The 24,352-nt window shown below is 67.9% G+C and carries 20 protein-coding genes and 1 tRNA gene; 12 read left to right on the top strand and 9 right to left on the bottom strand.

Features of this window, described 5'->3' with window-relative positions:
* Positions 1–24 precede the first annotated feature (24 nt).
* The gene (locus QT382_RS06900; RefSeq protein ID WP_289253296.1) at positions 25–1,323 is read left to right on the top strand and encodes a metal-dependent hydrolase family protein; all 1,299 of its coding nucleotides are present in this window, start codon (positions 25–27) and stop codon (positions 1,321–1,323) included.
* Positions 1,324–1,358: 35 nt separating this feature from the next.
* The gene (locus QT382_RS06895) at positions 1,359–2,450 is read left to right on the top strand and encodes a hypothetical protein (protein WP_289253295.1); all 1,092 of its coding nucleotides are present in this window, start codon (positions 1,359–1,361) and stop codon (positions 2,448–2,450) included.
* On the opposite strand, the gene QT382_RS06890 is transcribed toward QT382_RS06895, so the two are convergent.
* The 4 genes from QT382_RS06890 to mfd all read right to left on the bottom strand — a co-directional run bounded on the left by QT382_RS06890 (position 2,429) and on the right by mfd (position 9,609).
* On the bottom strand, positions 2,429–4,300 hold the full coding sequence (locus QT382_RS06890) for a putative bifunctional diguanylate cyclase/phosphodiesterase (RefSeq protein ID WP_289253294.1): 1,872 nt from the start codon (positions 4,298–4,300) through the stop codon (positions 2,429–2,431). The genes QT382_RS06895 and QT382_RS06890 overlap by 22 nt on opposite strands.
* A gap of 95 nt (positions 4,301–4,395) precedes the next feature.
* Entirely contained in the window at positions 4,396–5,343 is a 948-nt protein-coding gene (locus QT382_RS06885; RefSeq protein WP_289253293.1) for a septation protein IspZ, read from the bottom strand.
* 115 nt (positions 5,344–5,458) lie between these two features.
* Positions 5,459–6,151 carry a phosphoserine phosphatase SerB gene (gene serB, locus QT382_RS06880; protein ID WP_289253292.1) on the bottom strand — a complete coding sequence of 231 codons (693 nt, stop codon included), beginning with the start codon at positions 6,149–6,151 and terminating at the stop codon, positions 5,459–5,461.
* Positions 6,148–9,609, bottom strand: a complete 3,462-nt coding sequence (gene mfd / locus QT382_RS06875) for a transcription-repair coupling factor (RefSeq protein WP_289253291.1) — start codon at positions 9,607–9,609, stop codon at positions 6,148–6,150. The genes serB and mfd overlap by 4 nt, the downstream gene beginning before the upstream one ends.
* A 127-nt stretch (positions 9,610–9,736) precedes the next feature.
* Between mfd and QT382_RS06870 the strand changes: the two genes are divergently transcribed.
* Both QT382_RS06870 and QT382_RS06865 read left to right on the top strand, forming a co-directional pair.
* A complete protein-coding gene (locus QT382_RS06870) occupies positions 9,737–11,515 on the top strand; it encodes a DUF885 domain-containing protein (protein WP_289253290.1) in 1,779 nt (592 codons plus the stop codon).
* A 108-nt stretch (positions 11,516–11,623) separates the two neighbouring features.
* Positions 11,624–12,142 carry a hypothetical protein gene (locus tag QT382_RS06865; RefSeq protein ID WP_289253289.1) on the top strand — a complete coding sequence of 173 codons (519 nt, stop codon included), beginning with the start codon at positions 11,624–11,626 and terminating at the stop codon, positions 12,140–12,142.
* On the opposite strand, the gene QT382_RS06860 is transcribed toward QT382_RS06865, so the two are convergent.
* On the bottom strand, positions 12,129–13,163 hold the full coding sequence (locus tag QT382_RS06860; protein ID WP_289253288.1) for an RNA methyltransferase: 1,035 nt from the start codon (positions 13,161–13,163) through the stop codon (positions 12,129–12,131). The two genes, QT382_RS06865 and QT382_RS06860, sit on opposite strands and share 14 nt — an antisense overlap.
* A 46-nt stretch (positions 13,164–13,209) precedes the next feature.
* On the opposite strand from QT382_RS06860, the gene ispD reads away from it, so the two are divergent.
* Complete coding sequence (gene ispD, locus QT382_RS06855; RefSeq protein ID WP_289253287.1) at positions 13,210–13,923, top strand: 2-C-methyl-D-erythritol 4-phosphate cytidylyltransferase; 714 nt, start codon at positions 13,210–13,212, stop codon at positions 13,921–13,923.
* Positions 13,924–13,925: 2 nt separating this feature from the next.
* Positions 13,926–14,432, top strand: coding sequence for a 2-C-methyl-D-erythritol 2,4-cyclodiphosphate synthase (ispF, locus tag QT382_RS06850; RefSeq protein WP_289253286.1), 507 nt, complete (start codon positions 13,926–13,928; stop codon positions 14,430–14,432).
* Here ispF and QT382_RS06845 read toward each other — a convergent pair.
* Together QT382_RS06845 and ompR are read right to left on the bottom strand one after the other, a co-directional pair.
* Positions 14,410–15,735: an ATP-binding protein gene (locus QT382_RS06845; protein WP_289253285.1), complete on the bottom strand. Its 1,326-nt coding sequence runs from the start codon at positions 15,733–15,735 to the stop codon at positions 14,410–14,412. The genes ispF and QT382_RS06845 overlap by 23 nt on opposite strands.
* Positions 15,736–15,751: 16 nt before the next feature.
* Positions 15,752–16,483 carry an osmolarity response regulator transcription factor OmpR gene (gene ompR / locus QT382_RS06840; RefSeq protein ID WP_289253284.1) on the bottom strand — a complete coding sequence of 244 codons (732 nt, stop codon included), beginning with the start codon at positions 16,481–16,483 and terminating at the stop codon, positions 15,752–15,754.
* A gap of 144 nt (positions 16,484–16,627) precedes the next feature.
* On the opposite strand from ompR, the gene QT382_RS06835 reads away from it, so the two are divergent.
* Positions 16,628–17,335 carry an SIMPL domain-containing protein gene (locus QT382_RS06835; protein ID WP_289253283.1) on the top strand — a complete coding sequence of 236 codons (708 nt, stop codon included), beginning with the start codon at positions 16,628–16,630 and terminating at the stop codon, positions 17,333–17,335.
* A 46-nt stretch (positions 17,336–17,381) separates the two neighbouring features.
* On the top strand, positions 17,382–17,978 hold the full coding sequence (locus QT382_RS06830) for an ATP-dependent Clp protease proteolytic subunit (protein ID WP_289253282.1): 597 nt from the start codon (positions 17,382–17,384) through the stop codon (positions 17,976–17,978).
* 96 nt (positions 17,979–18,074) lie between these two features.
* Here the strand turns inward: QT382_RS06830 and QT382_RS06825 are convergent, their stop codons facing one another.
* On the bottom strand, positions 18,075–18,845 hold the full coding sequence (locus tag QT382_RS06825) for a 3-hydroxybutyrate dehydrogenase (RefSeq protein WP_289254705.1): 771 nt from the start codon (positions 18,843–18,845) through the stop codon (positions 18,075–18,077).
* Positions 18,846–18,906: 61 nt separating this feature from the next.
* Between QT382_RS06825 and QT382_RS06820 the strand changes: the two genes are divergently transcribed.
* The 3 genes from QT382_RS06820 (at position 18,907) to QT382_RS06810 (ending at position 22,109) form a co-directional block, all read left to right on the top strand.
* Positions 18,907–19,776 (top strand): alpha/beta fold hydrolase, encoded by an 870-nt coding sequence (locus QT382_RS06820; RefSeq protein ID WP_289253281.1) that lies wholly within the window; start codon positions 18,907–18,909, stop codon positions 19,774–19,776.
* Entirely contained in the window at positions 19,773–21,971 is a 2,199-nt protein-coding gene (locus QT382_RS06815) for a RelA/SpoT family protein (protein WP_289253280.1), read from the top strand. Before QT382_RS06820 ends, QT382_RS06815 begins: the two co-directional genes overlap by 4 nt.
* 61 nt (positions 21,972–22,032) lie before the next feature.
* Positions 22,033–22,109: transfer RNA gene (locus QT382_RS06810), tRNA-Val, on the top strand.
* Between the two features lie 94 nt (positions 22,110–22,203).
* On the opposite strand, the gene QT382_RS06805 is transcribed toward QT382_RS06810, so the two are convergent.
* On the bottom strand, positions 22,204–23,034 hold the full coding sequence (locus QT382_RS06805; protein ID WP_289253279.1) for a DNA/RNA non-specific endonuclease: 831 nt from the start codon (positions 23,032–23,034) through the stop codon (positions 22,204–22,206).
* Positions 23,035–23,295: 261 nt separating this feature from the next.
* Here QT382_RS06805 and QT382_RS06800 point away from each other — a divergent pair, with 261 nt between their 5' ends.
* The gene (locus QT382_RS06800; protein ID WP_289253278.1) at positions 23,296–24,321 is read left to right on the top strand and encodes a substrate-binding domain-containing protein; all 1,026 of its coding nucleotides are present in this window, start codon (positions 23,296–23,298) and stop codon (positions 24,319–24,321) included.
* The last annotated feature ends 31 nt before the right edge of the window (positions 24,322–24,352 follow it).

Genomic DNA, 24,352 nt, shown 5'->3' with positions numbered 1-24,352 from the left:
CTTTTTTTCTTGCCGAGGAATCGCATGCGCATCAGCTTCCGTTCCGTCGCCGTCGCCGTCGCCGCCAGCCTGCTGCTGGCGGGGGCTGCCTGGTCCGACACCCTGGTCCACGCCGGCCGCCTGATCGACGTGGAGCAGGGCCGGGTGCTGGAGCGCATGTCCATCGTCATCAAGGACGGCCGCATCGCCGAAGTGCGGGCCGGCTACCTCGATCCCAAGGGCTATGCGCCTTATCACGACCTGCGCGAACGCACCGTGATGCCGGGCCTGATCGACATGCATGTGCATGTCTCGGGCGAGAGCAGCGGCATGATCGGCCAGGTCGAGCGGTTCACGCTGAACCCGGCCGACCATGCGCTGCGGGCTACGCAGTACCTGAACCGCACGCTGTTCGCCGGGTTCACCACGGTGCGCGACCTGGGCTCGGGCAACGGCCTGGCGATCAGCCTGCGCGACGCGGTGCGCAAGGGCTGGGTCAAGGGCCCGCGCATCTTTGCGGCCGGCAAGGCCATAGGCACGACCGGCGGTCATGCCGACCCCACCAACGGGCTCAGCCAGGAGCTGATGCACGACCCGGGCCCCGAGGCCGGCGTGATCAACGGCGCCGACGAATCCCGCAAGGCCGTGCGCCAGCGCTACAAGGAAGGCGCCGACCTGATCAAGATCACCGGCACCGGCGGCGTGTTGAGCCAGGCCCGCAACGGCCAGAACCCGCAGTTCATGGAAGACGAGGTCGAAGCCATCGTCAAGACCGCGCGCGACTACGGCTTTGCCGTGGCCGTCCATGCCCATGGCAAAGAGGGCATGCTCCGCGCCGTGAAGGCCGGTGTCGATTCGATCGAGCACGGCACCTTCATGGACGACGAGGTGATGCGCGAGATGAAGGCGCGCGGCACCTGGTACGTGCCCACCATCTCGGCCGGCAAGTTCGTGGCCGAGAAGGCCAAAATCGATGGCTATTACAGCGAGCTGGTGCGGCCCAAGGCGGCCGCCATAGGTCCGCAGATCCAGTCCACCTTTGCCAAGGCCTACAAGGCCGGCATCAAGATCGCCTTCGGCACCGATGCGGCCGTGGCACCGCACGGCAGCAATGCCAAGGAATTCGTCTACATGGTCGAGGCCGGCATGAGCCCCATGGACGCAATCCGCTCGGCCACCATCAATGCCGCCCAGCTCTTGCGCCAGGCCGACCAGCTGGGCTCCATCGCCCCGGGCAAGCTGGCCGACCTGGTGGCCGTGCCCGGCGATCCGCTGAGCGACATCAGCCAGATGCTCAAGGTCGATTTCGTGATGAAAGACGGATTGCTTCAGACCCGACCGTAGGCATACTGGGGGCCATCCGGACCAGGATGGCCGCCATGCAGTCTTCGAGCGAGCCCGCACAGAACCCCCAGAGTCGTTGCGAAGCCCTGCTTGCCCGCGTGAGCGAGGCGATCGTGGCCGACCGCCTGGCGGAGGCGGCCCAGTGGTCGGCCGAAGCCGAGGCCCTGAGCCAGGCCGCCCGGGATCCCCGTCTCGCCGCCCGGGCCACGCATCTGCGTGCCGAGGTCGTCTGGCGGGCCGGTGACTTTGCCAGCGCTTTTGCGACGGCCCTGGAGGCCGGCCGGCGCCACGAGGAGTTGCAGGCCTGGCCCGACAGCATCCGCTGCCTCGAGCTCGCCGCACTGGCGGCCTGCGAGGCCGGCCTGCCGGACGAAGGCCTGCCGCCCGCCGTGCAGGCGGTGGAGCTGGCGGACCGGCATGACCTGTTCGAATCCATGGCTGCGGCCCTGGCCTCGCTGGCCCATGTCCAGGCCTACCTGGGCGAGTACGACGAGGCCGAGCGGCTGCACCTGCAGGCGCTGTCGCGGGCCCGCGAGGCGGCCGACCGCCAGATCCTGGTCCGCAGCTATGCCAATGCGCTGATGGCCGGCGCCTTTGCCCACCAGTCCATGCTGGACAGCGGCCAGTTCGACCGCGCCATGGCCGCGGCCCAGCGCCTGCTGCAGCTGGCCAATCACGCGCGCCGCTACCTGGACGAGTCCTTCATGTCGCCTCGCCAGCGCGCCGTGCTGAGGCTCAACATGGCCCACGGCCTGATGTGCGGCGGCCGGCTGGACGAGGCCGCCCAGCTGTTGAAGCAGGCCGACCAGCTGATGCTGACGCTGGACATCCCGGCGCTGCGGATTGCCGTCACCCATGCCCTGGCCGAGGTGGAACTGCGCCTTGACCGGCTCGACGAGGCCGACGCCCGCATGCCCTGGCTGCTGCAGCAGACCGGTGGCTCCTCGAGCGCGCCGGTGCGTGAGCAGGTGCTGAAGACGGCGCGGGCCCTGGCCCTGCGTCGCGGCAAGGCGGTCTTGGCCGAACAACTGGGCCGGCAGCTGGAGCAGGTGAGGGCCGACCAGCGCCGGCAGCGCGAGCTGGCCGCGACCGAGATCCGCGCGGCTCAGCGCGGCGCGCTGCGCTGAACCTGGTCGTCCAGCCAGCGCTGCAGCTGATCCACCGGCAGGGCGCGGCCTATCAGCCAGCCCTGGGCCACCTCGCAGCCGGCCTCGCGCAGGATGTTCCACTGGCCCTCGGTCTCCACGCCTTCGGCCACCACGCACAGGCCCAGGCCGCGGCCTATGCCGATGACGGCACTGGCCAGCGCCCGGTCGTCGGCATCGGTCTCCAGCTCGGCGACGAAGCTCTTGTCCAGCTTGAGCTCGCTGACCGGCAGCCGCTTCAGGTAGCTGAGGCTGGAATAGCCGGTGCCGAAATCATCGACCGACAGCCGCACGCCCATGCGGTGCAGCTCGTCCAGCTGGGCGCGGGCGCCGGCATCATCGTCCAGCATCAGGCGCTCGGTCACCTCCAGCGTCAGCGCCTCGGCCGCCAGGCCCAGTTGCTGCAAGAGGCGGCGCACATGGCCGGCCACGTCGTCCTGGTAGAAGCGCAGTGGCGAGACATTGACCGAGACCGAGGGCAGGGCACGGCCTTCCGCGCGCCAGCGGGCCAGTTGGTTCAGCGCGGCATCCAGTACCCAGGCGTCCAGTGCGGCGATCAGGCCGGTCTCCTCGGCCACCGGAATGAAGCGGTCGGGTGCGACCCGGCCGAGTTCGGGATCGTTCCAGCGCAGCAGTGCCTCGACGCCGACCAAGTGCCGGTCGGCCAGCCTCAGCTTGGGCTGGTAGTGCAGTGACAGCTGGGAGCCGGTGCTCAGCGCCCGGCGCAGTGCCGTCTCCAGCCGCAGGCGCTCTTCCAAGGCCTGGTTCATCGCGCTCAGGAAGAAGCGGGCGCAGTTGCGGCCGGCGGCCTTGGCCTCGTACATGGCCATGTCGGCATGCTTGAGCAGTTGCTCCAGGTTCTTGCCGTCGGCCGGTGCGGTGCAGACGCCAATGCTGGCCGTCAGGCTGAGCGCGCCATGGCCGGGAGTCTGGAAGGGCTGAGTGAAGGCGGCCAGCAGCAGGTCGGCCCTTTGCATGGCCGACGCCGCATCGCTGCCTGGCAGCAGGGCCACGAACTCGTCGCCGCCCAGGCGCGCCAGCGTGTCGGTCTCGCGCAGGGCCGACTGCAGCCGCCGCGCCACTTCCTGCAGCAGCTGGTCGCCGGCCGCATGGCCCATGGACTCGTTGATCGTCTTGAAGCGGTCTATGTCCAGCAGCAGCAGCGAGCAGGGCAGGCCCAGCCGGGCCGAAACCTGCAGGGCCTGGCCGGCGCGGTCGGCCAGCAGCGTGCGATTGGGCAGGCCGGTGACGCCATCGTAGAAGGCCAGGCGCTCGATGCGGCGCTGGTTCTCCTCATGCTTGAAGGCCACCATGCAGAGATGAATGCAAGCCTCGACCATCAGCCGGTGGAAGGGCGCTGCGCTGCGTGGCTCGCGGTAGTAGAGGGCGAAGGTGGCGACCACGCGGCCGTTGTCCATCAGGATGGGCGAGGACCAGCAGGCAGCAAGCCCGAAGGACTGGGCGAGCGAGCGGTAGTCGTCCCACAGCGGATCGGTGTTGATGTCGCTGACCTCGACGGGCTCGCGCCGCCAGGCGGCCGTGCCGCAGGAGCCGGCCTTGGGGCCGATGGGCGCGCCCTCGATCGCCTGGCTGAAGCCGGCCGGCAGGCTGGGCGCGGCCAGCGGATGGACCAGGCCGACGCTGTCGACAGCCAGCACCGTGCAGAGCACCTCGGGCGCCAGCGCCTCGACCTGGCGGCACAGCAGGTCCATGACTAGGTTCAGCGGACGGCCCAGCGCCACGGCTTCCAGCACGTCGCGCTGCAGTCCTGCGATGGCACGGCCCTGTTCCAGATCCAGCAAGGCCGCCCGGTCCAGCGGGTCTTCTGTCATCCTGGCTCCCTGTCGGCGGTGCCCAAGCCGGGCCGGCCGCCAAGGAGGCCATTCTGCAGCGGGCCCGACCGACCCGCTTGACTTTGCGCAAGCGATCAGGCGCTGACCAGGCGACTGGCGGGCCGCGGGCGCGACCACTGGATGGCCAGGTTGGACAACACGAAGGCCAGCAGCGCGTCGCCCCACAGCGTGTACCAGAGCCAGGCGTCCTTGGACAACCAGCAGGCAATGGCCAGGTTGACGCCGGCCATCACCACGCCCATGCCGCACATGCCGGCCGACAGTCGGCGAGTGTTGAGATCGCGGTAGACCAGGTAGGCCTGCATCTTGCCGCCCAGGCGCCGCCCGCCGAACAGGGCATCGACGCCGAAGCAGGCGGCCACGAGGCCGCCTATGACCGTGGCCTTGAGCTGAACCGCGAACTCCGAATCGAAGACCCAGGAGAAGCCGGCCGACAGCAGGAGGATGAAGATGCCGAACAAGGCCAGGCCGCCCAGCAGATCGACCTTGCGAGCCGCCCAGCGCTTGATCGCCCACTGCAGCGGCACGATGGCCAGGCCGGCGCCGGCCGTGACCAGGGCGGCGGTGCGCAGGTCGCTCAGCTTGCCCAGGATGAAGAACAGCAGGCCCAGCACGATGTCGACCGCCAGCGCGGGCAGCTGCGGCTTGAGGCGACCGAAGTCCACGCCGTTCTCGAAGGCAGCGCGGGCACTGGGCGCGCGCTTGGCGAGCATCTGCTGGATCTTGGGCAGGTACGCGAAGGGCTGGGGATGCGAGCTGTAGACCAGTTCGCCGTTCAGGCGGGCCTGGACGCCGTAGCTCCAGGCGGTGCGCGGGCCCAGCTCGAACTCCAGCCGGCCCTGATCGGTCTCCACGCTCAGGCGGTGCAGCCGGTAGGGATCGTGCAGGTGGCGCTGGCTGTCCTCAAGCAGTTGGCCCTGATGCTCCAGCAGCAGGCGCGACTCGGACATGCCGGCCTCGAGGCGCAACTCGTAGCGGACACCGGCAACGGTGACGGGGTAGCGGTAGGTCCAGACTTTCATGTCGGCGGCCCCTCGGGGTTTGCTTGAAGTGCCGCGAATGTGCCCGCCCTGGCATGGCGGGAGGCCGGTCAATCGGCGACTGGCCGATCCGGCGACATGAATGGCATGCGCTGCGTCAGCGCAGCACTTCGAACAGCCGGTCCAGGCCGCCCTCGTTGATCGCCACCATGGCCTGCTCGCGCACCTTGGGCTTGGCATGGAAGGCCACCGAGAGCCCGGCCGCACCCATCATCGGCAGGTCGTTGGCACCGTCGCCGACGGCGATGCACTGCGAGGGCAGGGCGCCGATCTCGGCCGCGCATTGCAGGAGCATGCGGCGCTTTTCCTCGCCGTCGCAGATCTCGCCCCAGGCCTGCAACACCAGGCCGCCCGTGAGCTGGCCGTCAACGATCTCCAGCTCGTTGCTGCGCACGTAGTCCATGCCCAGCTCGGCCGCAACGAAGCGGGTGAAGAAGGTGAAGCCGCCCGAGACGAGGACCAGCTTGAGCCCGGCCGCCTTCAGCGCCGCGCAGAGCTCGCGGGCACCGGGGTTGAATTGCAGCCGTTCCTTGAGCACCTGTTCCAGCGCCGAAACCGGCACGCCCTTGAGCAGGGTCAGGCGGCGGCGCAGGCTGTCCTTGAAGTCGGTGATCTCGCCACGCATCGCCGCCTCGGTGATGGCCGCGACTTCCTTCTTCTTGCCGGCCGCGGCCGCGATCTCATCGATGCACTCGATGTTGATCAGGGTCGAGTCCATGTCGAAGGCCGCCAGGCGGAAATCCGCCAGGCGCAGCGGCGGCGTGAAGCCTTGAGTGACCAGGGTTGTCATGCTTGTTGTTTCACCGGTTGGCCGAGCAGCCTCAGCACTTCACGAATGGCCTGCGCCCGGTCCTTGGGATCGCTCAGCGCCTTGTCTATGCGCAGCTTGTCGTTGCCGACCAGCTTGATGTTGCGGTTCTTCTGCACCAGCTCGATCACGCGCATCGCGTCGATAGGCGGGTTGGGGCGGAAGTTGATGTTCATCACCGTGGGCGCGGCATCTATCTTCTGCACGCCATAGGGTTTGGCCAGCACGCGCAAGCGGTGGGTGTCGAACAGGGTCTGGCCCTGGGCCGGCAGCTTGCCGAAGCGGTCGGTGATCTCCTCCAGCATGGCGTCGATCTGCTCCGGCTTCTCGGCCGTGGCCAGGCGCTTGTAGAGCGAGAGCCGCACATGCACGTCGCCGCAATAGGCATCGGGCAGAAGCGCCGGCGCATGCAGGTTGATCTCGGTGGTGGCCGACAGCGGGCTCAGCAGGTCCGGCTCGCGGCCGGCCTTCAAGGAGCGCACCGCCTCGGCCAGCATGTCGTTGTAGAGCTGGAAGCCGACCTCCATCATGTTGCCGCTCTGGTTCTCGCCCAGCACCTCGCCGGCACCGCGGATCTCCAGGTCGTGCATGGCCAGGTAGAAGCCCGAACCCAGCTCTTCCATGTTCTGGATCGCCTCCAGTCGCTGGGCCGCCTGCTTGGTCAGGCCTTCCACGTCGGGCACCATCAGATAGGCATAGGCCTGGTGGTGCGAGCGGCCGACCCGGCCGCGCAGCTGGTGCAGCTGGGCCAGGCCGAACTTGTCGGCGCGGCTGATCAGGATGGTGTTGGCGCTGGGCACGTCGATGCCGGTCTCGATGATGGTGGAGCACAGCAGCACGTTGTGCTTGCCGGTCACGAACTCGCGCATCACCCGCTCCAGCTCGCGTTCGGGCATCTGGCCGTGGGCGACGACTATGCGCGCCTCGGGCAGCAGCTCCTCCAGCTTGAGCTTGCGGTTCTCTATGGTCTCGACCTCGTTGTGCAGGAAGTAGACCTGGCCGCCGCGCTTGAGCTCGCGCAGCACGGCCTCGCGGATGGTGCCGCTGTTCTCGCTGCGGACGAAGGTCTTGATCGCCAGACGGCGCTGCGGCGCAGTGGCGATGACGCTGAGGTCGCGCAGGCCTTCCAGCGCCATGCCGAGCGTGCGCGGTATCGGCGTAGCGGTCAGCGTCAGCACGTCCACCTCGGCGCGCATGGCTTTCATCGCCTCCTTGTGGCGCACGCCGAAGCGGTGTTCTTCGTCGATCACCAAGAGGCCCAGACGCGCGAACTTGACCTCGCTGGACAGCAGCTTGTGCGTGCCGATCACGATGTCTATGGTGCCGTCGGCCAGGCCTTCCATCGCGGCCTTGATCTCCTTGGCCGAGCGGAAGCGGCTCATCTCGGCCACCTTGATCGGCCAGCGGCCGAAGCGGTCGGAGATGTTCTGGAAATGCTGTTCGGCCAGCAGCGTGGTCGGCGCCAGCAGGGCCACCTGCTTGCCGCCCATCACCGCCACGAAGGCGGCACGCAGCGCCACCTCGGTCTTGCCGAAGCCCACGTCGCCGCAGACCAGGCGGTCCATGGGCTTGGGGCTGATCATGTCCTGCACCACGGCATGGATGGCGGCGCGCTGGTCGGGCGTTTCCTCGAAGCCGAACGAGGCGGCGAAGGCCTCGTAGTCATGCGGCGAATAGCGGAAGGCATGGCCTTCGCGGGCCGCCCGGCGGGCATAGAGGTTGAGCAGTTCGGCCGCCGTGTCGCGCACCTGCTCCGCGGCCTTGCGCTTGGCCTTTTCCCATTGACCCGAGCCCAGCTTGTGCAGCGGCGCCTCGTCGGGCGAGACGCCGGTGTAGCGGCTGATCAGGTGCAGCTGGGCCACCGGCACGTAGAGCGTGGCCTTGTCGGCGTATTCCAGGTGCAGGAATTCGCTGGGCCCGTCGCCCAGGTCGATGTTGATCAGGCCCTGGTAGCGGCCAATGCCGTGGTTCAGGTGCACGACCGGGTCGCCGACCTTGAGTTCGCTGAGGTCCTTGATCAGCGCATTGACGTCGCTGACCTGCTCCTGCTTGCGGCGCCGGCGTGTGGTCGGCGTGGTGGCAAAGAGCTCGGTCTCGGTGAAGAGCTGCAGCTCTCTGCCTTCCTCCCGCCAGAAGAAGCCGGCCGCGAGTGGCGCCGCCATGATGGCGAACTTCTCGCCCGAGGCCTCGAACTCCGTCAGGTCCTTGACCGAGGGCGGGTCTATCTTGTTGTCGCGCAGCAGCTCCAGAAGGCTCTCGCGCCGGCCTTCGCTTTCGGCCAGCAGCAGCACGCGGTGGGTCGTGGACTTGAGATGGGTCGCGAGGCGGGAAAGAGGCTCCTGCGCGCCGCGCTCGACCGAGACATCGGGCAGGGGCCGTGCATAGTCCACCGGCTCGGCGCCGCGCACGGTCAGCACCGGATGGACATGGGTCAGCGAGAAGAACTCCTCGACCTTGAGGAAGATCTCCTCGGGCGGCAGGATGGGCCGTTCCGGGTCGTGCTGCAGGAAGCGGTGGCGCTCGCGGGTATCAAGCCAGAAGCGCTGGATCGCCTCGTCCACCTCACCATGCAGGGCCAGGCCGCAGTCGTCGTCGAGGAAGTCGAAGATAGACGCGCACTGCTCGAAAAAGATCGGCAGGTAGTACTCGATGCCGGCCGTGGCCAGGCCGGTGTCCAGGTCCTTGTAGATGCGCGAGCGGGTCGGGTCGCCGTCCATCTTCTCGCGCCAGCGGGCGCGGAAGGCCTTGCGCGAGGCCTCGTCCATCGGGAACTCGCGGCCCGGCAGCAGCCGCACCTCGGGCACCGGGTAGAGGCTGCGCTGGGTGTCGGGGTCGAAGGTGCGGATCGAATCGACCTCGTCGCCGAACAGGTCCACGCGGTAGGGCACGCTGGAGCCCATGGGGAACAGGTCGATCAGGCCGCCGCGCACCGCGTATTCGCCGGGCGAGACCACCTGGCTGACGTGGCTGTAGCCGCCCAGGGTCAGCTGCGACTTCAGCGAGGCTTCGTCGAGGCGCTGCTTCTGCTTGAAGTTGAAGGTGGTGGCGGCGAGGAAGGAAGGCGGGGCGAGCCGGGTGAGGGCGGTGGTGGCGGGCAGCAGCACCACGTCCACATCCCGTTGATCGGCCGCCTTGCCCTCGGCCTGCAGCACGCGCCACAGCGTGGCCAGGCGCTCGGAGATCAGGTCCTGGTGGGGGCTGAAGCTGTCGTAGGGCAGGGTTTCCCAGTCCGGGAACACGGCGACGCGCAGCTCGGGGGCGAAGAACTTCAGCTCGTCCTCGAGCCTTTGGGTGTCGCCCGGCTCGGCCGTGATGACGGCGGCCAGGCGGCCGGCCTCGCGCTGCTGCAGGCAGAAGCGGGCCAGCAGCAGGGCGTCGGCCGATCCGGTCGGGCGAGGCTGGGAGAACTTCTTGCCGGGAGCGATCTGGGGCAGCTGCATGGGGCGTAGGCACAAATGACAACAGCCCCGAGACGGGGCCTGGCCGCATTGTAGGGAGGGCGGCCCTTGATCGACCTTTATGATCCGGCCCGCTTGTCCTTCATCCGCCACGAACGGAGTCTTCGCGATGCGCCCTCTGATTGCCGCCCTTCCTTTTGCCCTGACCGCGATTGCGGCCGTTGCCGCCGCGCCGACCGAAGGCGAACGCTTCCACAAATGGCTGGACAGCAGCTGGGAAGAGCAGCTCAAGCGCTCGCCCATCCTCGCGACCTCGCTGGGTGACCCGCGCTACAACGACCAGCTGCCCGACACCACCACGGCCGCCTGGCGCGCCGAGAGCAAGCGCTACACCCAGGCCCAGCTGAAGCAGCTGCAGGGCTTCAAGCGAGCCAAGCTCGACGACAAGGACAAGCTGTCCTACGCCATCCTCGAACGCAACCTGAAGCAGTCGCTGGCCGGTGATCGCTTCCCGGACTGGATGCAGCCGCTGAACCAGTTCGGCTCGACGCCGGGCTTCATCGCCCAGCTCGGCTCGGGCCGGTCCATCCAGCCGTTCAAGACCACCAAGGACTACGAGGACTGGATCAAGCGCCTGGCCAAGGCCACGCCGGTGTTCGACGGCATGATCGCCAATATGCGCACCGGCATGGCCAAGGGCGTGGTGCAGCCGCGCCCGGTGATGGAGAAGGTCGTGCCGCAGCTGGCGGCGCTGGCCAAGGACAAGGCCGAGGACAGCCTGTTCTGGGGCCCGATCAAGAACTTCCCCGAGGGCGTGCCGGCCGCGGACCGCGAGCGTCTGACGAACGAGATGCGTGCCCTGCTGGAGGGCCAGGTCTTGCCGGCCTACAAGCGCCTGCACGACTTCGTCCGCGACGAATACCTGGCCAAGACCCGCAGCAGCACCGCCTGGTCCGACCTGCCCGACGGCAAGGCCTGGTATGCCTATCGGGCGGCCGGCAACACGACCACCAATCTCACGCCTGACCAGATCCACGAGATGGGCTTGAAGGAAGTGGCCCGCATCCTGGGCGAGATGGACGCGGTGCGCCGCGAGGTCAAGTTCCAAGGCGACCTCAAGGCCTTCTTCGTCCACCTGCAGGACGACCCGCGCTACTACTACACCAAGCCCGAAGACCTGCTGGCCGGCTACCGCGAGCTGCAGAAGCGCATCAACGGCCTGATACCCAAACTGTTCGACATCGCGCCCAAGGCCGACTACGAGGTGCGCGAGGTCGAGGCCTTCCGTGCCCAGAGCGCGGCCGGCGCCTCCTATCAAAGCCCCTCGGCCGATGGTTCGCGGCCCGGCGTGTTCTACGTCAACACCTTCAACCTGAAGGCCCAGCCCATCTTCGGCATGGAGACGCTGTCGCTGCACGAGGCCTCGCCGGGCCACCACTTCCAGGTGGCCATAGCTCAGGAGGACAAGGACCTGCCCAAGTTCCGCCGCTTCGGCACCTCGTACACCGCCTATGTGGAAGGCTGGGCCCTGTATGCCGAGAGCCTGGGCAAGGAGCTGGGCCTGTTCACCGATCCCTACCAGTGGTACGGCCGCCTGTCGGACGAGCAGCTGCGCGCCATGCGCCTGGTGGTCGACACCGGCCTGCACCACAAGGGCTGGAGCCGCCAGAAGGCGATTGACTACATGCTGGCCAATTCCTCGATGGCCGAGAGCGACGTGGTGGCCGAGGTCGAGCGCTACATCGTGATGCCGGGCCAGGCCCTGGGCTACAAGATCGGCCAGTTCGAGATCAGCAAGCTGCGCCGCGAGGCCGAGGCTGCGCTGGGCGCCCGCTTCGACATCAAGGCCTTCCACCGCCTGATCCTGACCTCGGGCCAGGTGCCCATGAGCGTGCTGGGCGAGCTGGTGCGCGACTGGGTCGGCAAGCAGAAGGGAAAGGCCGGCTGAGGCTGTGCATTCCAGGCCGCCCATCGTGCGGACTGTCGCAAGCCGTTGGGTGGTCTCGGCGGGCTTGCTTAGAGTCTGTTCATGCCTTCTTTCGTTGAGGAGAACCTGATGAACAAGACTCGATTCCTGACCGCATTGCTGGCCGCCGGCCTGTGCCTGTCGGCCGTGGCCGAAGACAAGGGTTTCAAGCTCGGTGCCGAATTCCGCAAGGACGCGACCCTGGCCGAGATCGGCCTGCCGGACTACCCGGGGGCCGTTCCCCAGCAGGACAAGGAGCAGGACTCGGCGGCGCTGAGCATGGGCCTGTGGGCCGGTGCCTTTGGCGTCAAGCTGCATTTGCGCAAGTTCGCCAGCAACGACAGCCTGGACTCCATCGCCGGTTTCTACCTCAAGGCCATGGCCCAGCACGGCAAGCCGCTGGACTGCGCCACGGCACCACCGGCTCCCACGCGGGCCGATGGCAAGGTCGACGACAAGCAGCTGAGCTGCAGGGATTCCGACCGCACCGCCGGCAAGCGCGTGCTCAAGGTCGGAGCCAACAACAACAACGCCCGCATCGTGGTGCTGAACCAGGCCGGTCAGGCCGTGAACTTCCAGCTGCTGCGTGTGCAGGTCAAGGGCGACTGAACCGTATCGGGTGCGGCTCCGCCTGGCTGCGTGCCCGCAACTGCCCGCAGCCGCCATCCACATCCTGACCGGCCGAGTCGCGCAGCTTGGTGAGCACGCCGCGCTGGTGCAGCCGGCGTGCAATGTCGCGGGCCTTGTCCCAGCTCGGACGGCGGAACGGCATGTCCGGGTTGGTGTTGTACGGAATCATGTTGAGCACGCCGTACTTGCCCTTGAGCAGGGCGACTATGCCGTCCAGTTCGTCGTCACCGTCGTTGATGCCGTCGAGCAAGGTCCACTGGTACTGGATCGGATAGCCGCAGTCGCGGGCATAGCGCTCGCCGGCCTCGACGATCTGGGCCGGCGTCAGCCGAGGGGCGCGCGGCAGCAGTTGCTGGCGCAGCTCGGGCTTGGTGGTGTGCAGCGACAGGGCCAGGGCCGGTCGCACCGGGCCGGCCTCGGCCAGGCGCTCGAAGACGCGCGGGTCGCCCACGGTGGAGAACACCAGGTTCTTGTGGCCGATGTTGCCCAACGTACCCATCAGCTCGATGGCCTCCATCACGTGCTCCAGGTTGTGGGCCGGTTCGCCCATGCCCATGAATACGACCTTGTTGACCGCCCGGCGTTGCCGCGCCAGCACCAGCTGGGCGACGATCTCCGCGCTGGTGACCTGTCGTATCAGGCCGTCGCGGCCGGTCATGCAGAACTGGCAGCCGACCGCACAGCCCACCTGGCTGGACACGCACAGGCCGCCGCGTGGCAGCAGCACGCTCTCGACCGTCTGGCCGTCGTGCAGGCCCACCAGCAGGCGCACCGATTCGCCGTCCTCGCCCGCGTGTTCGGAGATCAGCCGGGTCAGCGCCGACAGCTCGGCGTCGATCTGGGGCAGGGCTTCGCGCACCGCCAGCGGCAGGAAATGCTCGGGCCGGCGCCGGCCGCTGTCATGCGGCCGGGCCATGACCCAGTCGCGCAGCACGCGCTGTTCATGCTTGGGGAGGGCGCCCAGCGCGCGCAGGCGCTGGCGGAGCTGGTCGATTTGCATAGGGAGCCGGCATTTTCGCCCATGGCCTGTTCCTACAATGCGGCCGATGAATCACTACACCATCGGCCAGTTGCCGCGCTGCTATGCGCTGGTGCCGGCCGCCGGCGTTGGCGCACGCTCCGGGGCCGATAGGCCCAAGCAGTACGTGCCGCTGGCCGGCCAGGCCATGATGGCCCACACGCTGGACGCGCTGGAACGGGTCGAGGCCCTGGTGGCGACCCTGGTTGTGCTCTCTCCCGACGACGATCAATACGCCGCAGCCCTGCCGCAGCATGGCGAGGGCGAGCGCCGCTGGATCGCCCGCTGTGGTGGTGCCTCGCGAGCCGAGACCGTGGCCAATGGATTGCAGGAACTTGTGGCCCGCGGCGCCCAGCCGCAGGACTGGGTGCTGGTCCACGACGCGGCGCGCTGCCTCTTGCGGCCGGAATGGGTCGAGCAACTGATAGCGGCCTGTGCCGACGACGAGGTCGGCGGACTGCTGGCCCTGCCATTGGCCGACACGCTCAAGGATGCGGACCAGAACCGAGTTCGTGCCACGCTGGACCGCAGCGGCAAATGGGCGGCCCAGACGCCGCAGATGTTCCGCCTGGGCCTGCTGCGCCCGGCATTGGCGGCTGCAGGCGCTGCCGTCACCGACGAAGCCAGCGCCATCGAGGCCCTGGGCCACCGCCCGCTGCTGGTGGCCGCTCCGCTGGAAAATTTCAAGCTCACCTGGCCGGCCGACTTCGCCCTGGCCGAGCGACTGCTGAGGACGCGCTGAAGATGACGACCCTGAACATCCGTATCGGCGAGGGCTGGGACACCCACCAGCTGGTCACCGGCCGCCCGCTGATCCTGGGCGGCGTGACGATTCCGCATTCGCATGGCCTGCTGGGCCATTCCGACGCCGATGCCCTGGCTCATGCGATCACCGACGCCCTGCTGGGCGCCGCGGCGCTGGGCGACATCGGCAAGCTGTTCCCCGACACGGCGGCCGAGTTCAAGGGTGCCGATTCCATGGTCCTGCTGGCCGAGGCCTATCGCCGTGTGCAGGCCGAGGGCTGGATGCTGGGCAATCTCGACGCCACCATCATTGCCCAGGCACCCAAGATGGCGCCGCATATCCCGGCCATGCGCGAGCGGCTGGCTGCGGTGCTGGGCGTGTCGGTGAGCCAGGTCAACGTCAAGGCCAAGACGGCCGAGAAGATGGGGCCGGTCGGCGAGGGCCGCGCCATCGAGGCGCGAGCCGTCTGCCTGCTGACGGCCTTCAGCTCGCCTGTCTCAGTTTGATCAGGGCGAGCAGGCCGCCTCCCTCGGCGTTGGCCAGCTCCAGCTGGGCGCCTATGCGCTGCAAGGACTTGTCGACGATGGCCAGGCCCAGGCCGGCGCCGGTGGCGGCGGTGCGGGCCTTGTCGCCGCGGTAGAAGGGCGTCGTCAGCGAGTGCAGCTTGTCGGCCGGCACGCCGGGGCCGTGGTCGCGCACCCGGAGCAGCAGCTGGCCGCCCTCGACCACGTAGCAGTCCACGTCGATCTCGGCAGGCTCGCCTTCATGACGTCCATAGCGGCGCGCGTTCTCGAACAGGTTGAGCAGCACCCGACCGAGCTCGGTCTCGTCGGCCCAGGCCTTCATGTCGAGCGGCACGTCGGCGCGGATGCGGATCTGCGTAGGGTCGCGGAAGGCCATGGCCTCGCGCTCCACCAGCTCGGCCAGGTTGACCGGGGTCAGCTTGGTTTCGTTCGGCCGCGCATAGTCCATGAACTTGCTGATGATGGCGTCGAGCTGGTCGATGTCCTGGGCCATGAACTGCCGGGCCTGCTCGTCGCCGACGCTCATCTCGGCCTCGAGCCGCAAGCGGGCCAGCGGCGTGCGCAGGTCATGCGAAATGCCGGCCAGCATCACGGTACGGTCTTCTTCCATGCGGGCCAGCTCGCGGGCCATGCGGTTGAAACCCATGTTGACCTCGCGGATCTCGCTGGTCAGCGTGCTCTCGTCCAGGCGCGAGTCGTACTCGCCCTCGCGGATCCGGCCGGCGGCGATGGACAGCTCGCGCAGCGGCTGGTTGATCAGCCGGGCCACGCCGGCCGAGCCGAGCATGGTGGCCACCAGGGCGATCAGCACCCACCACCAGTTGCCGCTCGAGGAGATGGACAGCGGCGCCGGGCTGGTGCGCAGCCAGTAGGCATCGCCCTCGATACTGAAGCGCACCCACAGGCCGTCGACCTTGTTGACGCTGCGTGCGACTATGGTGTCCGGCCCCAGGCGGCCGCGCAGCTCGGCGGCCAGTTGCTTGGCGAAAGGGTTTTCGTCATAGGGCAGGAAGCGGTCGCCCGGTTCGGCGATCTCGACCTGCACCGCCTCGCTGCGGCGCAGCGACTTGACCACGGCCACGCGGTTGATGCTGTCGGCATCGGCCAGCGCAGCACGGCTGAGGTTGACCAGGCCGGCCAGCTGCTGAGCCGATTCCAGCGCGCGGGGCTCCGCTTCCAGCGCCTTGAAGGTCTGCTGCCAGGCCATCACGCTGCCTATCAGCAGCAGGGCCAGCAGAGCAAAAGTGCGCCAGAAAAGATTGAGGGCCAGCCGGGGCTGGGTCATGTCAGATCAGTCGACCTTAGGCTGCGCCGTCCGGCACGAAGACATAGCCTATGCCCCAGACGGTCTGGATGTAGCGCGGCTGCGAGGGGTCTTCCTCCAGCAGCTTGCGCAGGCGCGAGACCTGCACGTCCAGGCTGCGGTCAAAGGGCTCGAACTCGCGGCCGCGGGCCAGCTGGGCCAGCTTGTCGCGCGACAGCGGCTGGCGCGGATGCCGCACCAGGGCCTTGAGCATGGAGAACTCGCCCGTGGTCAGCGGCAGTTGCTCGCCGTTCTTGCTGAGCTTGCGCAGGGCCAGGTCGAATTCGAACGGGCCGAACTGCACCGTCATCGGTTCCTTGGTCGGCGCGCCCGGCGCTTCCATGGCCGGGCGGCGGCGCAGCACGGCATTGATGCGGGCCAGCAGCTCGCGCGGATTGAAGGGCTTGGCCAGGTAGTCATCGGCGCCAACCTCCAGGCCCACGATGCGGTCCACGTCCTCGACCTTGGCCGTCAGCATGATGATGGGCGTCAGGTCGTTGTTGGCGCGCAGCCGGCGGCAGATGGAGAGGCCGTCCTCGCCGGGCAGCATCAGGTCCAGCACGATCAGGTCGAAGCTCTCGCGGGTCAGCTGCTTGTTCAGCGCACGCGCGTCCTCGGCCAGCAGCACGTCGAAGCCTTCCTGCGTCAGATAGCGGCGCAGCAGGTCGCGGATGCGGGCGTCGTCGTCGACGACCAGGATCTTGTTGGGCTTGGCGTTGGCGGCGTTCATGTCGACGCTCCCGAATTTGTAACAGGCGCATTGTGGCGAGCTTTTGCGCGGCGGCAAGCGGGCGGCGGCCGGCGTTACAGCGCCGTAACAATTCCGTGGCGGCGGGGCGGGGTATCGTCGGCTCTCTCTTTCACGGAGGATGTGATGAAGAACACGATACGTGCCGCCCTGTTGCTCAGCGTCCTGGCCAGCCTGGGCAGCCAGGCCCAGGCGATCGATCCGCCGCGGCGCGACCTGCTGTCGTTCAGCGTCAACGCCAGCACCGAGGTCACCCGCGACGTGATCAGCCTGGCGTTCTCGACCACCCGCGAGGGCAGCGATCCCAACCAGGTCCAGGCGCAGCTCAAGGCCGCGCTCGACGCCGCGTTGACCGAGGCGCGCAAGATCGCCAAACCCGGCCAGGTGGATGTGCAGACCGGCAATTTCTCGCTGTTCCCGCGCTACTCGATCAAGGGTGGCATCAACGGCTGGCAAGGCCAGGCCGAGTTGTTGGTGGAAGGCAAGGACACGGCGGCCATCGCGGCGCTGAGCGGGCGCATCACCAGCATGAGCATTGCGCGCAGCGGCTTCCTGCTCTCCCGCGAGGCGAGGGAGAAGGCCGAACGCCAGGTCTCGGGCGAGGCGATCCAGCGTTTCCGGGCCCAGGCGGCCGACTATGCCAAGCAGTTCGGCTATGCCGGCTACGTGATAGGCGAGGTCAGCGTCAACACCAGCGAGGCAGTGCAGGCCATGCCCATGATGCGCGCCAAGACCCTGGCCATGGCCGAAGAATCCCTGCCCATAGAGTCGGGTCGTGCCACGGTCAGCGTCTCGGTCAGCGGCTCGGTGCTGATGAACCTGGTCAACAAGTGAGGCCCCGGCTTGCGCAACAATGCGCCATCCGTTTCAAGGACCCGAAATGAACCTGCAAAGAAATGCCGCCGAGGACAAGGCGACCAAGCCCGAGGCCGTGGACAAGCTCGAAGAGCAGCTGAGCTTCAAGTCGCGCTTCGTGATGGTGTTCGGCGAGATCGACGACAAGATGGCCCATGCCACCTGCCGCCGCCTGCTGGCTCTGGCGGCCGATTCGGATGCGCCGATCACGCTCTTGATCTCCTCGCCGGGCGGCCATGTGGAATCGGGCGACGCGATCCACGACATGATCCGCTTCATCAAGGCCCCGGTGACCACGCTGGGCACGGGCTGGGTGGCCAGCGCCGGGGCTCACATCTTCCTGGCGCCGCCCAAGGAACGCCGGGTCTGCCTGCCCAATACTCGCTTCATGATCCACCAGCCGGCCGGCGGCGCCGGCGGCCAGGCCAGCGACATCGCCATCATGGCCCGCGAGATCATCAAGACCCGCGAGCGCATCGCCCAGGTGATCGCCACCCAGACCGGCAAGCCGCTGGACACGGTGATGGCCGACATGGAGCGCGACTACTGGATGAGCGCGGACGAGGCCGTTGAATACGGCATCGTCTCGCGCGTCATCGAAAAGCAGTCGGAGCTGAGCTAAGCCTGACTGCGAGTCGTTCGCCGGGCCGCTCCCAAGGACGACTCGCGCCCCCTCGGGGGGCGGACCGAGCGCATTTGGCTCGGACCGGGGGCTCCATCACTGCGCTGTCCAACCGCCATCCAGCGACCAGGCCTGGCCCCGGACGTTGGCGGCGGCATCCGAGCACAGGAACACGGCCAGCTCGCCCAACTGCTCGGGCGTGGTGAACTGCAGCGAGGGCTGCTTCTCGACCAGCAGGCGGCGCTTGGCTTCCTCGTTGTCCACGCCATCGGCCGCGGCGCGAGCGTCTACCTGCTTCTGTACCAGCGGGGTCAGCACCCAGCCGGGGCAGATCGCATTGACGGTCACGCCGGTGGTCGCCGTTTCAAGTGCCGCTGCCTTGGTAAAGCCGACGATGCCGTGCTTGGCGGCCACATAGGCGCTCTTGTTGGCCGAGGCCACCAGGCCGTGGACCGAGGCGATGTTCAAGACCCGGCCCCAGCCGCGCTTCTTCATGCCCGGCAGGGCGAGGCGGGTGGTGTGGAAGGCCGAGCTCAGGTTGATGGCGATGATCGCGTCCCAGCGCTCGACCGGGAACTCATCGACCGGCGCCACATGCTGGATGCCGGCGTTGTTGACCAGGATGTCGCAGCCGCCGAACTCGGCGTCCACATAGGCCATCATGGCCTCGATGTCGGCGGGCTTGCTCATGTCGGCACCATGGAAGCCGACCTTGGCGCCCAGGGCCGCCACCTCGGCCTTGGGGCCCTCATGGTCGCCGAAGCCGTTCAACACGATGTTCGCACCCTCCCTAGCCAGGGTCAGCGCGATTCCGAGGCCGATGCCGCTGGTGGAGCCGGTGACTAGGGCGGTCTTGCCTTTCAACAACATGGTCTGAAGTCCTTCTTGGCTTGCTAGGATGGTCGCGAAGTCTGCAAGGATACAAACAATGTCTGACCCCACCCTGAAGCGCGTGCAGTGCCTGAGCCCCGTGGGCCTGCACCACATGGCCTATTGGGAGTGGGCCGGCCCTTCGCCCGACGCGCCGGTGCTGGTCTGCGTGCACGGCCTGTCGCGCCAGGGGCGGGACTTCGATGCGCTGGCGCGGGCGATGTGCGAACGCTACCGCGTGGTCTGCCCCGACGTGGTCGGGCGCGGCCATTCGGACTGGCTGCCCAATCCGGCCCTGTATCAGATCCCCAGCTATGTGGCCGACATGGTCACCCTGATCGCGCGGTTGGGCACGGACCAGGTCCACTGGGTGGGCACCTCGATGGGCGGCCTGATAGGCCTGGGCCTGGCGGCGCAGAAGCGCAGCCCCATCACCCGCCTGGTGCTGAACGACGTGGGGCCGACCATCGAATTCGCATCCTTGCAGCGCATAGGCCAGTACCTCGGCAAGGGCCCGACCTTTGCGACGCTGGAAGAGGGCGCCGACTACCTGAAGCGGGTCTCGGTCGGCTTCGGGCCGCACAGCAAGGAGGCCTGGTTGGAGCTGTCCAAGCCCATGTTCCGCCAGGCGGGCGAACGGCTGCGCCTGCACTACGACCCGTCCATCGCGATCCCCATGACCGGCATCACGCAGGAGATGGCCACGGCCGGCGAGGCCGCGCTGTGGGCCGCCTGGGATGCTGTGGAAGCACCGACCCTGGTGCTGCGCGGGGCTGATTCCGACCTGCTGTCGCGCGCCACGGCCGAGGCCATGGGCCATCGTGGGCCCTGCGCCCAGCTGGCCGAGTTCGCCGGCGTCGGCCATGCGCCCACGCTGCAGGCCGCCGACCAGATTGCTGCCGTGAGGGCCTTTCTGTTTTCCGCATGAAGACCGCCGCACAGGGCGGCCCCGCAGCGCCCATCGTCACCCTGGATTTCGCGCAGCCGGCCGATGCCGCCGAGGTGCAGCGGGCGCGAGCATTCGCCGAGCCCCTGCTGGGCGGCCAGCTGCTGGACAGCGGCGAGGAGGCGCTGGCCCATGCGGACGGCGTGGCCCAGATCCTGGCCGGCATTGGCGCGGCACCGGCCCTGCAGGCGGCGTCCTACCTGGTCTATGCAGGTGACTTCCTGAACAAGCCCGAGGACATCGTCGCCAAGGCCTTCGGCGAGTCCTATGCGAGCCTGGTCACGCACACGCGCAAGCTGGTGCAGATCCAGCGTGCGGCGCGTGCTGCCAAGGTCGGCGATGAGCAGCGTGCCACCCAGACCGAGCGCGTGCGCAAGATGCTGCTGGCCTTCTCGCATGACCTGCGCGTGGTGCTGCTGCGCCTGGCCTCGCGGCTGCAGACGCTGCGCTTCTTCGCTGCCAGCAAGACCGCCTGCCCGCTGGACCTGGCGGCCGAATCTCAGCAGGTGTTCGCGCCGCTGGCCAACCGGCTGGGCATCTGGCAGATCAAGTGGGAGCTGGAAGACCTGAGCTTCCGCTTCCTGCAGGGCGAGGACTACCGAAGCATCGCCCGTGCGCTGGACGAGAAGCGGGTGGAGCGCGAGCAGCGCATCGAGGAGGCCCGTCGTCTGCTGGAAGCCGATCTGCAGTCGCAAGGCATCACGGCGGAAGTGCAGGGGCGGCCCAAGCATCTCTACAGCATCTGGAAAAAGATGCAGGGCAAGGGCCTGGACATCGAGCGTGTCTTCGACCTGCGGGCGCTGCGGGTGATCGTCGCCGACGTGAAGGAGTGCTACACGGTCCTGAGCCGGCTGCACGAGCTCTACAGGCCGGTAGAAGGCGAGTTCGACGACTACATCGCCAAGCCCAAGCCCAATGGCTACCAGTCGCTGCACACCGTCGTGCTGGGCCCGGGCGGCAAGGCCATGGAAGTGCAGATCCGCACGCGGGCCATGCATGAGCATGCCGAACATGGCGTGGCAGCTCACTGGGCCTACAAGGAGGCTGGGGCGCGAGGCTATGCAGGTGTCAGTGCGGCCGGTGACTTCGAGGAGCAGGTCGCCCAGGCGCGCCGCGCGGTGCTGCACCAGCTCTTGGCCTGGGAGCGCGACACGGCGGCGCAGGAGCCGGCCTTGTTCGACGACAGGCTTTATGTGTTCACGCCGCAGGCGTCAATCGTGGAGCTGAGTGCGGGCGCGACGCCCATCGACTTCGCCTACGCGGTCCACACCAGCCTGGGCCATCGCTGCCGCGGCGCCAAGGTCGACGGTGTGATGGTGCCGCTCAGCACGCGGCTCAAGAGTGGCCAGACGGTCGAGATCACGGCGGCCAAGGAAGGCGGTCCTTCGCTGGACTGGCTCAACGCCGAGCTGGGCTTCCTGCAGAGCCAGCGCTCGCGCGCCAAGGTGCGGGCTTGGTTCAATGCCCTGCAACTGGCCGAGACCGTGGCCAAGGGCCGCGAGCTGGTCGAGAAGCTGCTGCAGCGCGAGGGCAAGACGGCGATGCGGCTCGAGGAACTGGCCGCGCGCCTGGGCTTCAAGAATGCGGATGCGCTGTTCGAGGTGGTCGGCAAGGACGAATACTCGCTGCGCAACATCGAGCTGCTGCTGCGTCCGCCTGAACCCGAGCCCGACGAGGATGAATGGCTGGCGCAACGACGCGTGCGACCAGGCTCCAGCGGCGCGCCCAAGGGTGGCGTGCTGGTGGTCGGCGTCGATTCGCTGCTGACCAATCTGGCCCGCTGCTGCCGGCCCGCGCCGCCCGATGCCATAGGCGGCTACGTCACGCGCGGCAAGGGCGTAGCCATCCATCGCCAGGACTGCAGCAACTTCCGCGAGATCGCCGGCCGCTCGCCCGAACGCGTGATCGCCGTGACCTGGGGCGAGGGCAAGGGCGGGGTCTACCCGACCGACGTACTGGTCGAAGGCAGCGACCGTCCGGGCCTGCTGCGCGACGTGCTCGAGGTGTTCGCCAAGGAGAAGCTCAACGTCACGGCCGTGAACACGCAGTCGGTGAAGGCAGGCGTCGACACGGCCTGGATGAGCTTCACTGTCGAGGTGGCCGATTCCGCCAAGCTGGGTCAGGTCTTGCGCAGCGTCGCGCAGATCAGCGGCGTGCGGGCAGCGCGGCGCAAATGAGGTCCGTGCAGGGCGTGTTTTCTGGAGCCCCAAAAAACCATGCTATAGTGCGAAGCTCTTCAGGCGCGTAGCTCAGTTGGTTAGAGCACCACCTTGACATGGTGGGGGTCGTTGGTTCGAATCCAATCGCGCCTACCAAATTCGGTAGGCCTCGTCTTCGTACGAGGAACCCGCAAAAGCCCGGTAGATCTCAGATCTGTCGGGCTTTTTGCTTTCCGAACCGCGCCGTGCCTCAGTTGCAGCCGTTGGCCGCCAGGAAGTCCGTACCGCGGATGCGGTCGGCGGTGCCATTCGGGCCGCCCCCGTCCACATTGGTGAATTTCATCGTGACCTTGGCACCGTTGCTCTGCTTGGTGATGGTCATGGTGAAGCTCGACGGCACCAGGGCCGAGGCACTGGGATAGGCGACGTCGATGCTGTAGCGCATGGCTCCGGTGGCCAGGCCGCCGCAGGTGGCCATCTTGTTCTCGAGCTGGGCCCAGTTGCCGCGATTGAAGTTGGCGTCCTGCGGCACGATGTTGGCGCGGCCGCCCCAGCCGCCCAGCTGCGAGCCGATCAGGTGGCCGCCGTCATAGTCGTTGCTCGGGTTCTCGGCATCGCCCCATTGGCCGATGCTGGTCTGGCAGCTGTCCTGTCGCGCCTCGGCCTTGATCGGCGGCAGGTCGGCGTAGGCCTTGTTGGGCCGGCCGTTGCTGTCGATGTAGTAGTACTCGCCGTTGAAGTTGTGCCACTTGGTGCGATCGGCCGTGGGGAAGTACTTGACGCAGTCGGTGATCGCCTGCGGTTTGGCTTCCTGGATCTTCGACTTGGTCTCGACCTCGTGCACCTCGTAGCCGATGCCGTACTTGCTCAGCTCGGCGCTGATCTGGGCGGCGCTGTGGGTGTCGAAGAATTGGCGCAATCCGTCGGCACCGCCGTACGCGGCTTCCAGCCTCGCGACCGGCTCCTGCGAGTCGGTCAGGCCACGGTCATCGCCACCCCCGCAGCCGCTGAGCACTTGAAGCATCAGGGCGAGGGCCAGGGTGGGCCGCAGAGCGGCAACAGACGAAGAAATTCGCAGCATGCTGAGGACTCCAATGCGGGTTGAAAACCGGGCCGATTCTTGGATGCTTACCAACCAGTGAGATTCGGCTTTTCCCTGCCTGAGGGCGCTATGCGCACGGGATTCGGGGGGGGGGGGGGCGGGGTTCCCCCGCATACCTGCGGCTAATCCGGAGGGATGGGGCCGGGGGCGGCTGGCAAGATCGCTCTGCATTTCCAAGCGCCCGCGGCTCGCGATGCGGGGCCGTCGCAGCCGCACGCGTCGATCAGAACGGAGACAGGCATGACCGCGATTCGAACCCTGGCCCTGGCCCTGGCCACCGCCGCGCTGGCCTGCCCGGCAGCGCATGCGGCCAAGGTGGGTGTGAGCTGGTCCAACTTCCAGGAGGAACGCTGGAAGACCGACGAGGCCGCGCTGAAAGCACAACTGGCCAGGACCGGCGACAGCTATCTCAGTGCCGACGCCGCCGGCTCGCCCGAGAAGCAGCTGGCCGACATCGACGGCCTGATCGCCAAGGGCGCCCAGGTGCTGGTGATCCTGGCTATGGACAAGGACGCCATCCTGCCGGCCCTGCGCAAGGCAGCGCAGCGCAAGATCCCGGTGATTGCCTACGACCGCCTGATCGAGGCGCCCGGGGTGTTCTACATCAGCTTCGACAACAAGGAGGTCGGCCGCCTGCAGGCCAGGGCCGTGCTGGCGGCCAAGCCCAAGGGGCGCTTCGTGATCATCAAGGGATCGGCATCCGATCCCAATTCGGATTTCCTTCGCGCCGGCCAGCAGGAGGTGCTGGAGCCGGCGATCAAGAAGGGCGAGGTCCAGATCGTCGGCGAGGAATACACCGAGGGCTGGCGGCCCGAGGTGGCGCAGAAGAACATGGAGCAGATCCTCACCCGCACCGGCGGCAAGGTCGATGCGGTGATCGCCGCCAACGACGGCACGGCCGGTGGCGTGGTGGCGGCACTGGCGGCGCGTGGCATCAAGGGCCTGCCCCTGTCCGGCCAAGACGGCGACCATGCGGCGCTGAACCGCGTGGCCCTGGGGCTGCAGACGGTGTCGGTCTGGAAGGATGCGCGCCAGCTCGGCCAGCAGGCGGCGGCCGTGGCCAGCAGCCTCGCGGCGCGCAAGCCGGTCGAGGGCATGGTCAAGTGGACCGGCGGTGACAAGAAGCTGTCGGTGGACGCTCTCTTCCTCAAGCCGGTGCCGGTGACCCGCGAGAACCTGGACCTGGTCGTCGGCTCCGGCTGGATAGGCAAGGCCGAGCTATGCAAGGGCGTGGCCGCAGCCGGCGCGCCGGCCGCCTGCAAATGAAGGGCAGGGCGCCCGGCTGGACCCGGTCGGT

The organism is Pelomonas sp. SE-A7 (genome assembly GCF_030345705.1).
Classification (GTDB): domain Bacteria; phylum Pseudomonadota; class Gammaproteobacteria; order Burkholderiales; family Burkholderiaceae_C; genus JAUASW01.
This window is presented reverse-complemented; position numbering and strand designations above follow the sequence as displayed.

What these genes read in the sequence shown, in the direction of transcription:
- QT382_RS06900 (WP_289253296.1), top strand. Translation starts at nt 25, where the DNA reads ATGCGCATCAGCTTCCGTTCCGTCGCCGTCGCCGTCGCCGCCAGCCTG.
- QT382_RS06895 (WP_289253295.1), top strand. Translation starts at nt 1,359, where the DNA reads ATGCAGTCTTCGAGCGAGCCCGCACAGAACCCCCAGAGTCGTTGCGAA.
- QT382_RS06890 (WP_289253294.1), bottom strand. Translation starts at nt 4,300, where the DNA reads ATGACAGAAGACCCGCTGGACCGGGCGGCCTTGCTGGATCTGGAACAG.
- QT382_RS06885 (WP_289253293.1), bottom strand. Translation starts at nt 5,343, where the DNA reads ATGAAAGTCTGGACCTACCGCTACCCCGTCACCGTTGCCGGTGTCCGC.
- serB (WP_289253292.1), bottom strand. Translation starts at nt 6,151, where the DNA reads ATGACAACCCTGGTCACTCAAGGCTTCACGCCGCCGCTGCGCCTGGCG.
- mfd (WP_289253291.1), bottom strand. Translation starts at nt 9,609, where the DNA reads ATGCAGCTGCCCCAGATCGCTCCCGGCAAGAAGTTCTCCCAGCCTCGC.
- QT382_RS06870 (WP_289253290.1), top strand. Translation starts at nt 9,737, where the DNA reads ATGCGCCCTCTGATTGCCGCCCTTCCTTTTGCCCTGACCGCGATTGCG.
- QT382_RS06865 (WP_289253289.1), top strand. Translation starts at nt 11,624, where the DNA reads ATGAACAAGACTCGATTCCTGACCGCATTGCTGGCCGCCGGCCTGTGC.
- QT382_RS06860 (WP_289253288.1), bottom strand. Translation starts at nt 13,163, where the DNA reads ATGCAAATCGACCAGCTCCGCCAGCGCCTGCGCGCGCTGGGCGCCCTC.
- ispD (WP_289253287.1), top strand. Translation starts at nt 13,210, where the DNA reads ATGAATCACTACACCATCGGCCAGTTGCCGCGCTGCTATGCGCTGGTG.
- ispF (WP_289253286.1), top strand. Translation starts at nt 13,926, where the DNA reads ATGACGACCCTGAACATCCGTATCGGCGAGGGCTGGGACACCCACCAG.
- QT382_RS06845 (WP_289253285.1), bottom strand. Translation starts at nt 15,735, where the DNA reads ATGACCCAGCCCCGGCTGGCCCTCAATCTTTTCTGGCGCACTTTTGCT.
- ompR (WP_289253284.1), bottom strand. Translation starts at nt 16,483, where the DNA reads ATGAACGCCGCCAACGCCAAGCCCAACAAGATCCTGGTCGTCGACGAC.
- QT382_RS06835 (WP_289253283.1), top strand. Translation starts at nt 16,628, where the DNA reads ATGAAGAACACGATACGTGCCGCCCTGTTGCTCAGCGTCCTGGCCAGC.
- QT382_RS06830 (WP_289253282.1), top strand. Translation starts at nt 17,382, where the DNA reads ATGAACCTGCAAAGAAATGCCGCCGAGGACAAGGCGACCAAGCCCGAG.
- QT382_RS06820 (WP_289253281.1), top strand. Translation starts at nt 18,907, where the DNA reads ATGTCTGACCCCACCCTGAAGCGCGTGCAGTGCCTGAGCCCCGTGGGC.
- QT382_RS06815 (WP_289253280.1), top strand. Translation starts at nt 19,773, where the DNA reads ATGAAGACCGCCGCACAGGGCGGCCCCGCAGCGCCCATCGTCACCCTG.
- QT382_RS06805 (WP_289253279.1), bottom strand. Translation starts at nt 23,034, where the DNA reads ATGCTGCGAATTTCTTCGTCTGTTGCCGCTCTGCGGCCCACCCTGGCC.
- QT382_RS06800 (WP_289253278.1), top strand. Translation starts at nt 23,296, where the DNA reads ATGACCGCGATTCGAACCCTGGCCCTGGCCCTGGCCACCGCCGCGCTG.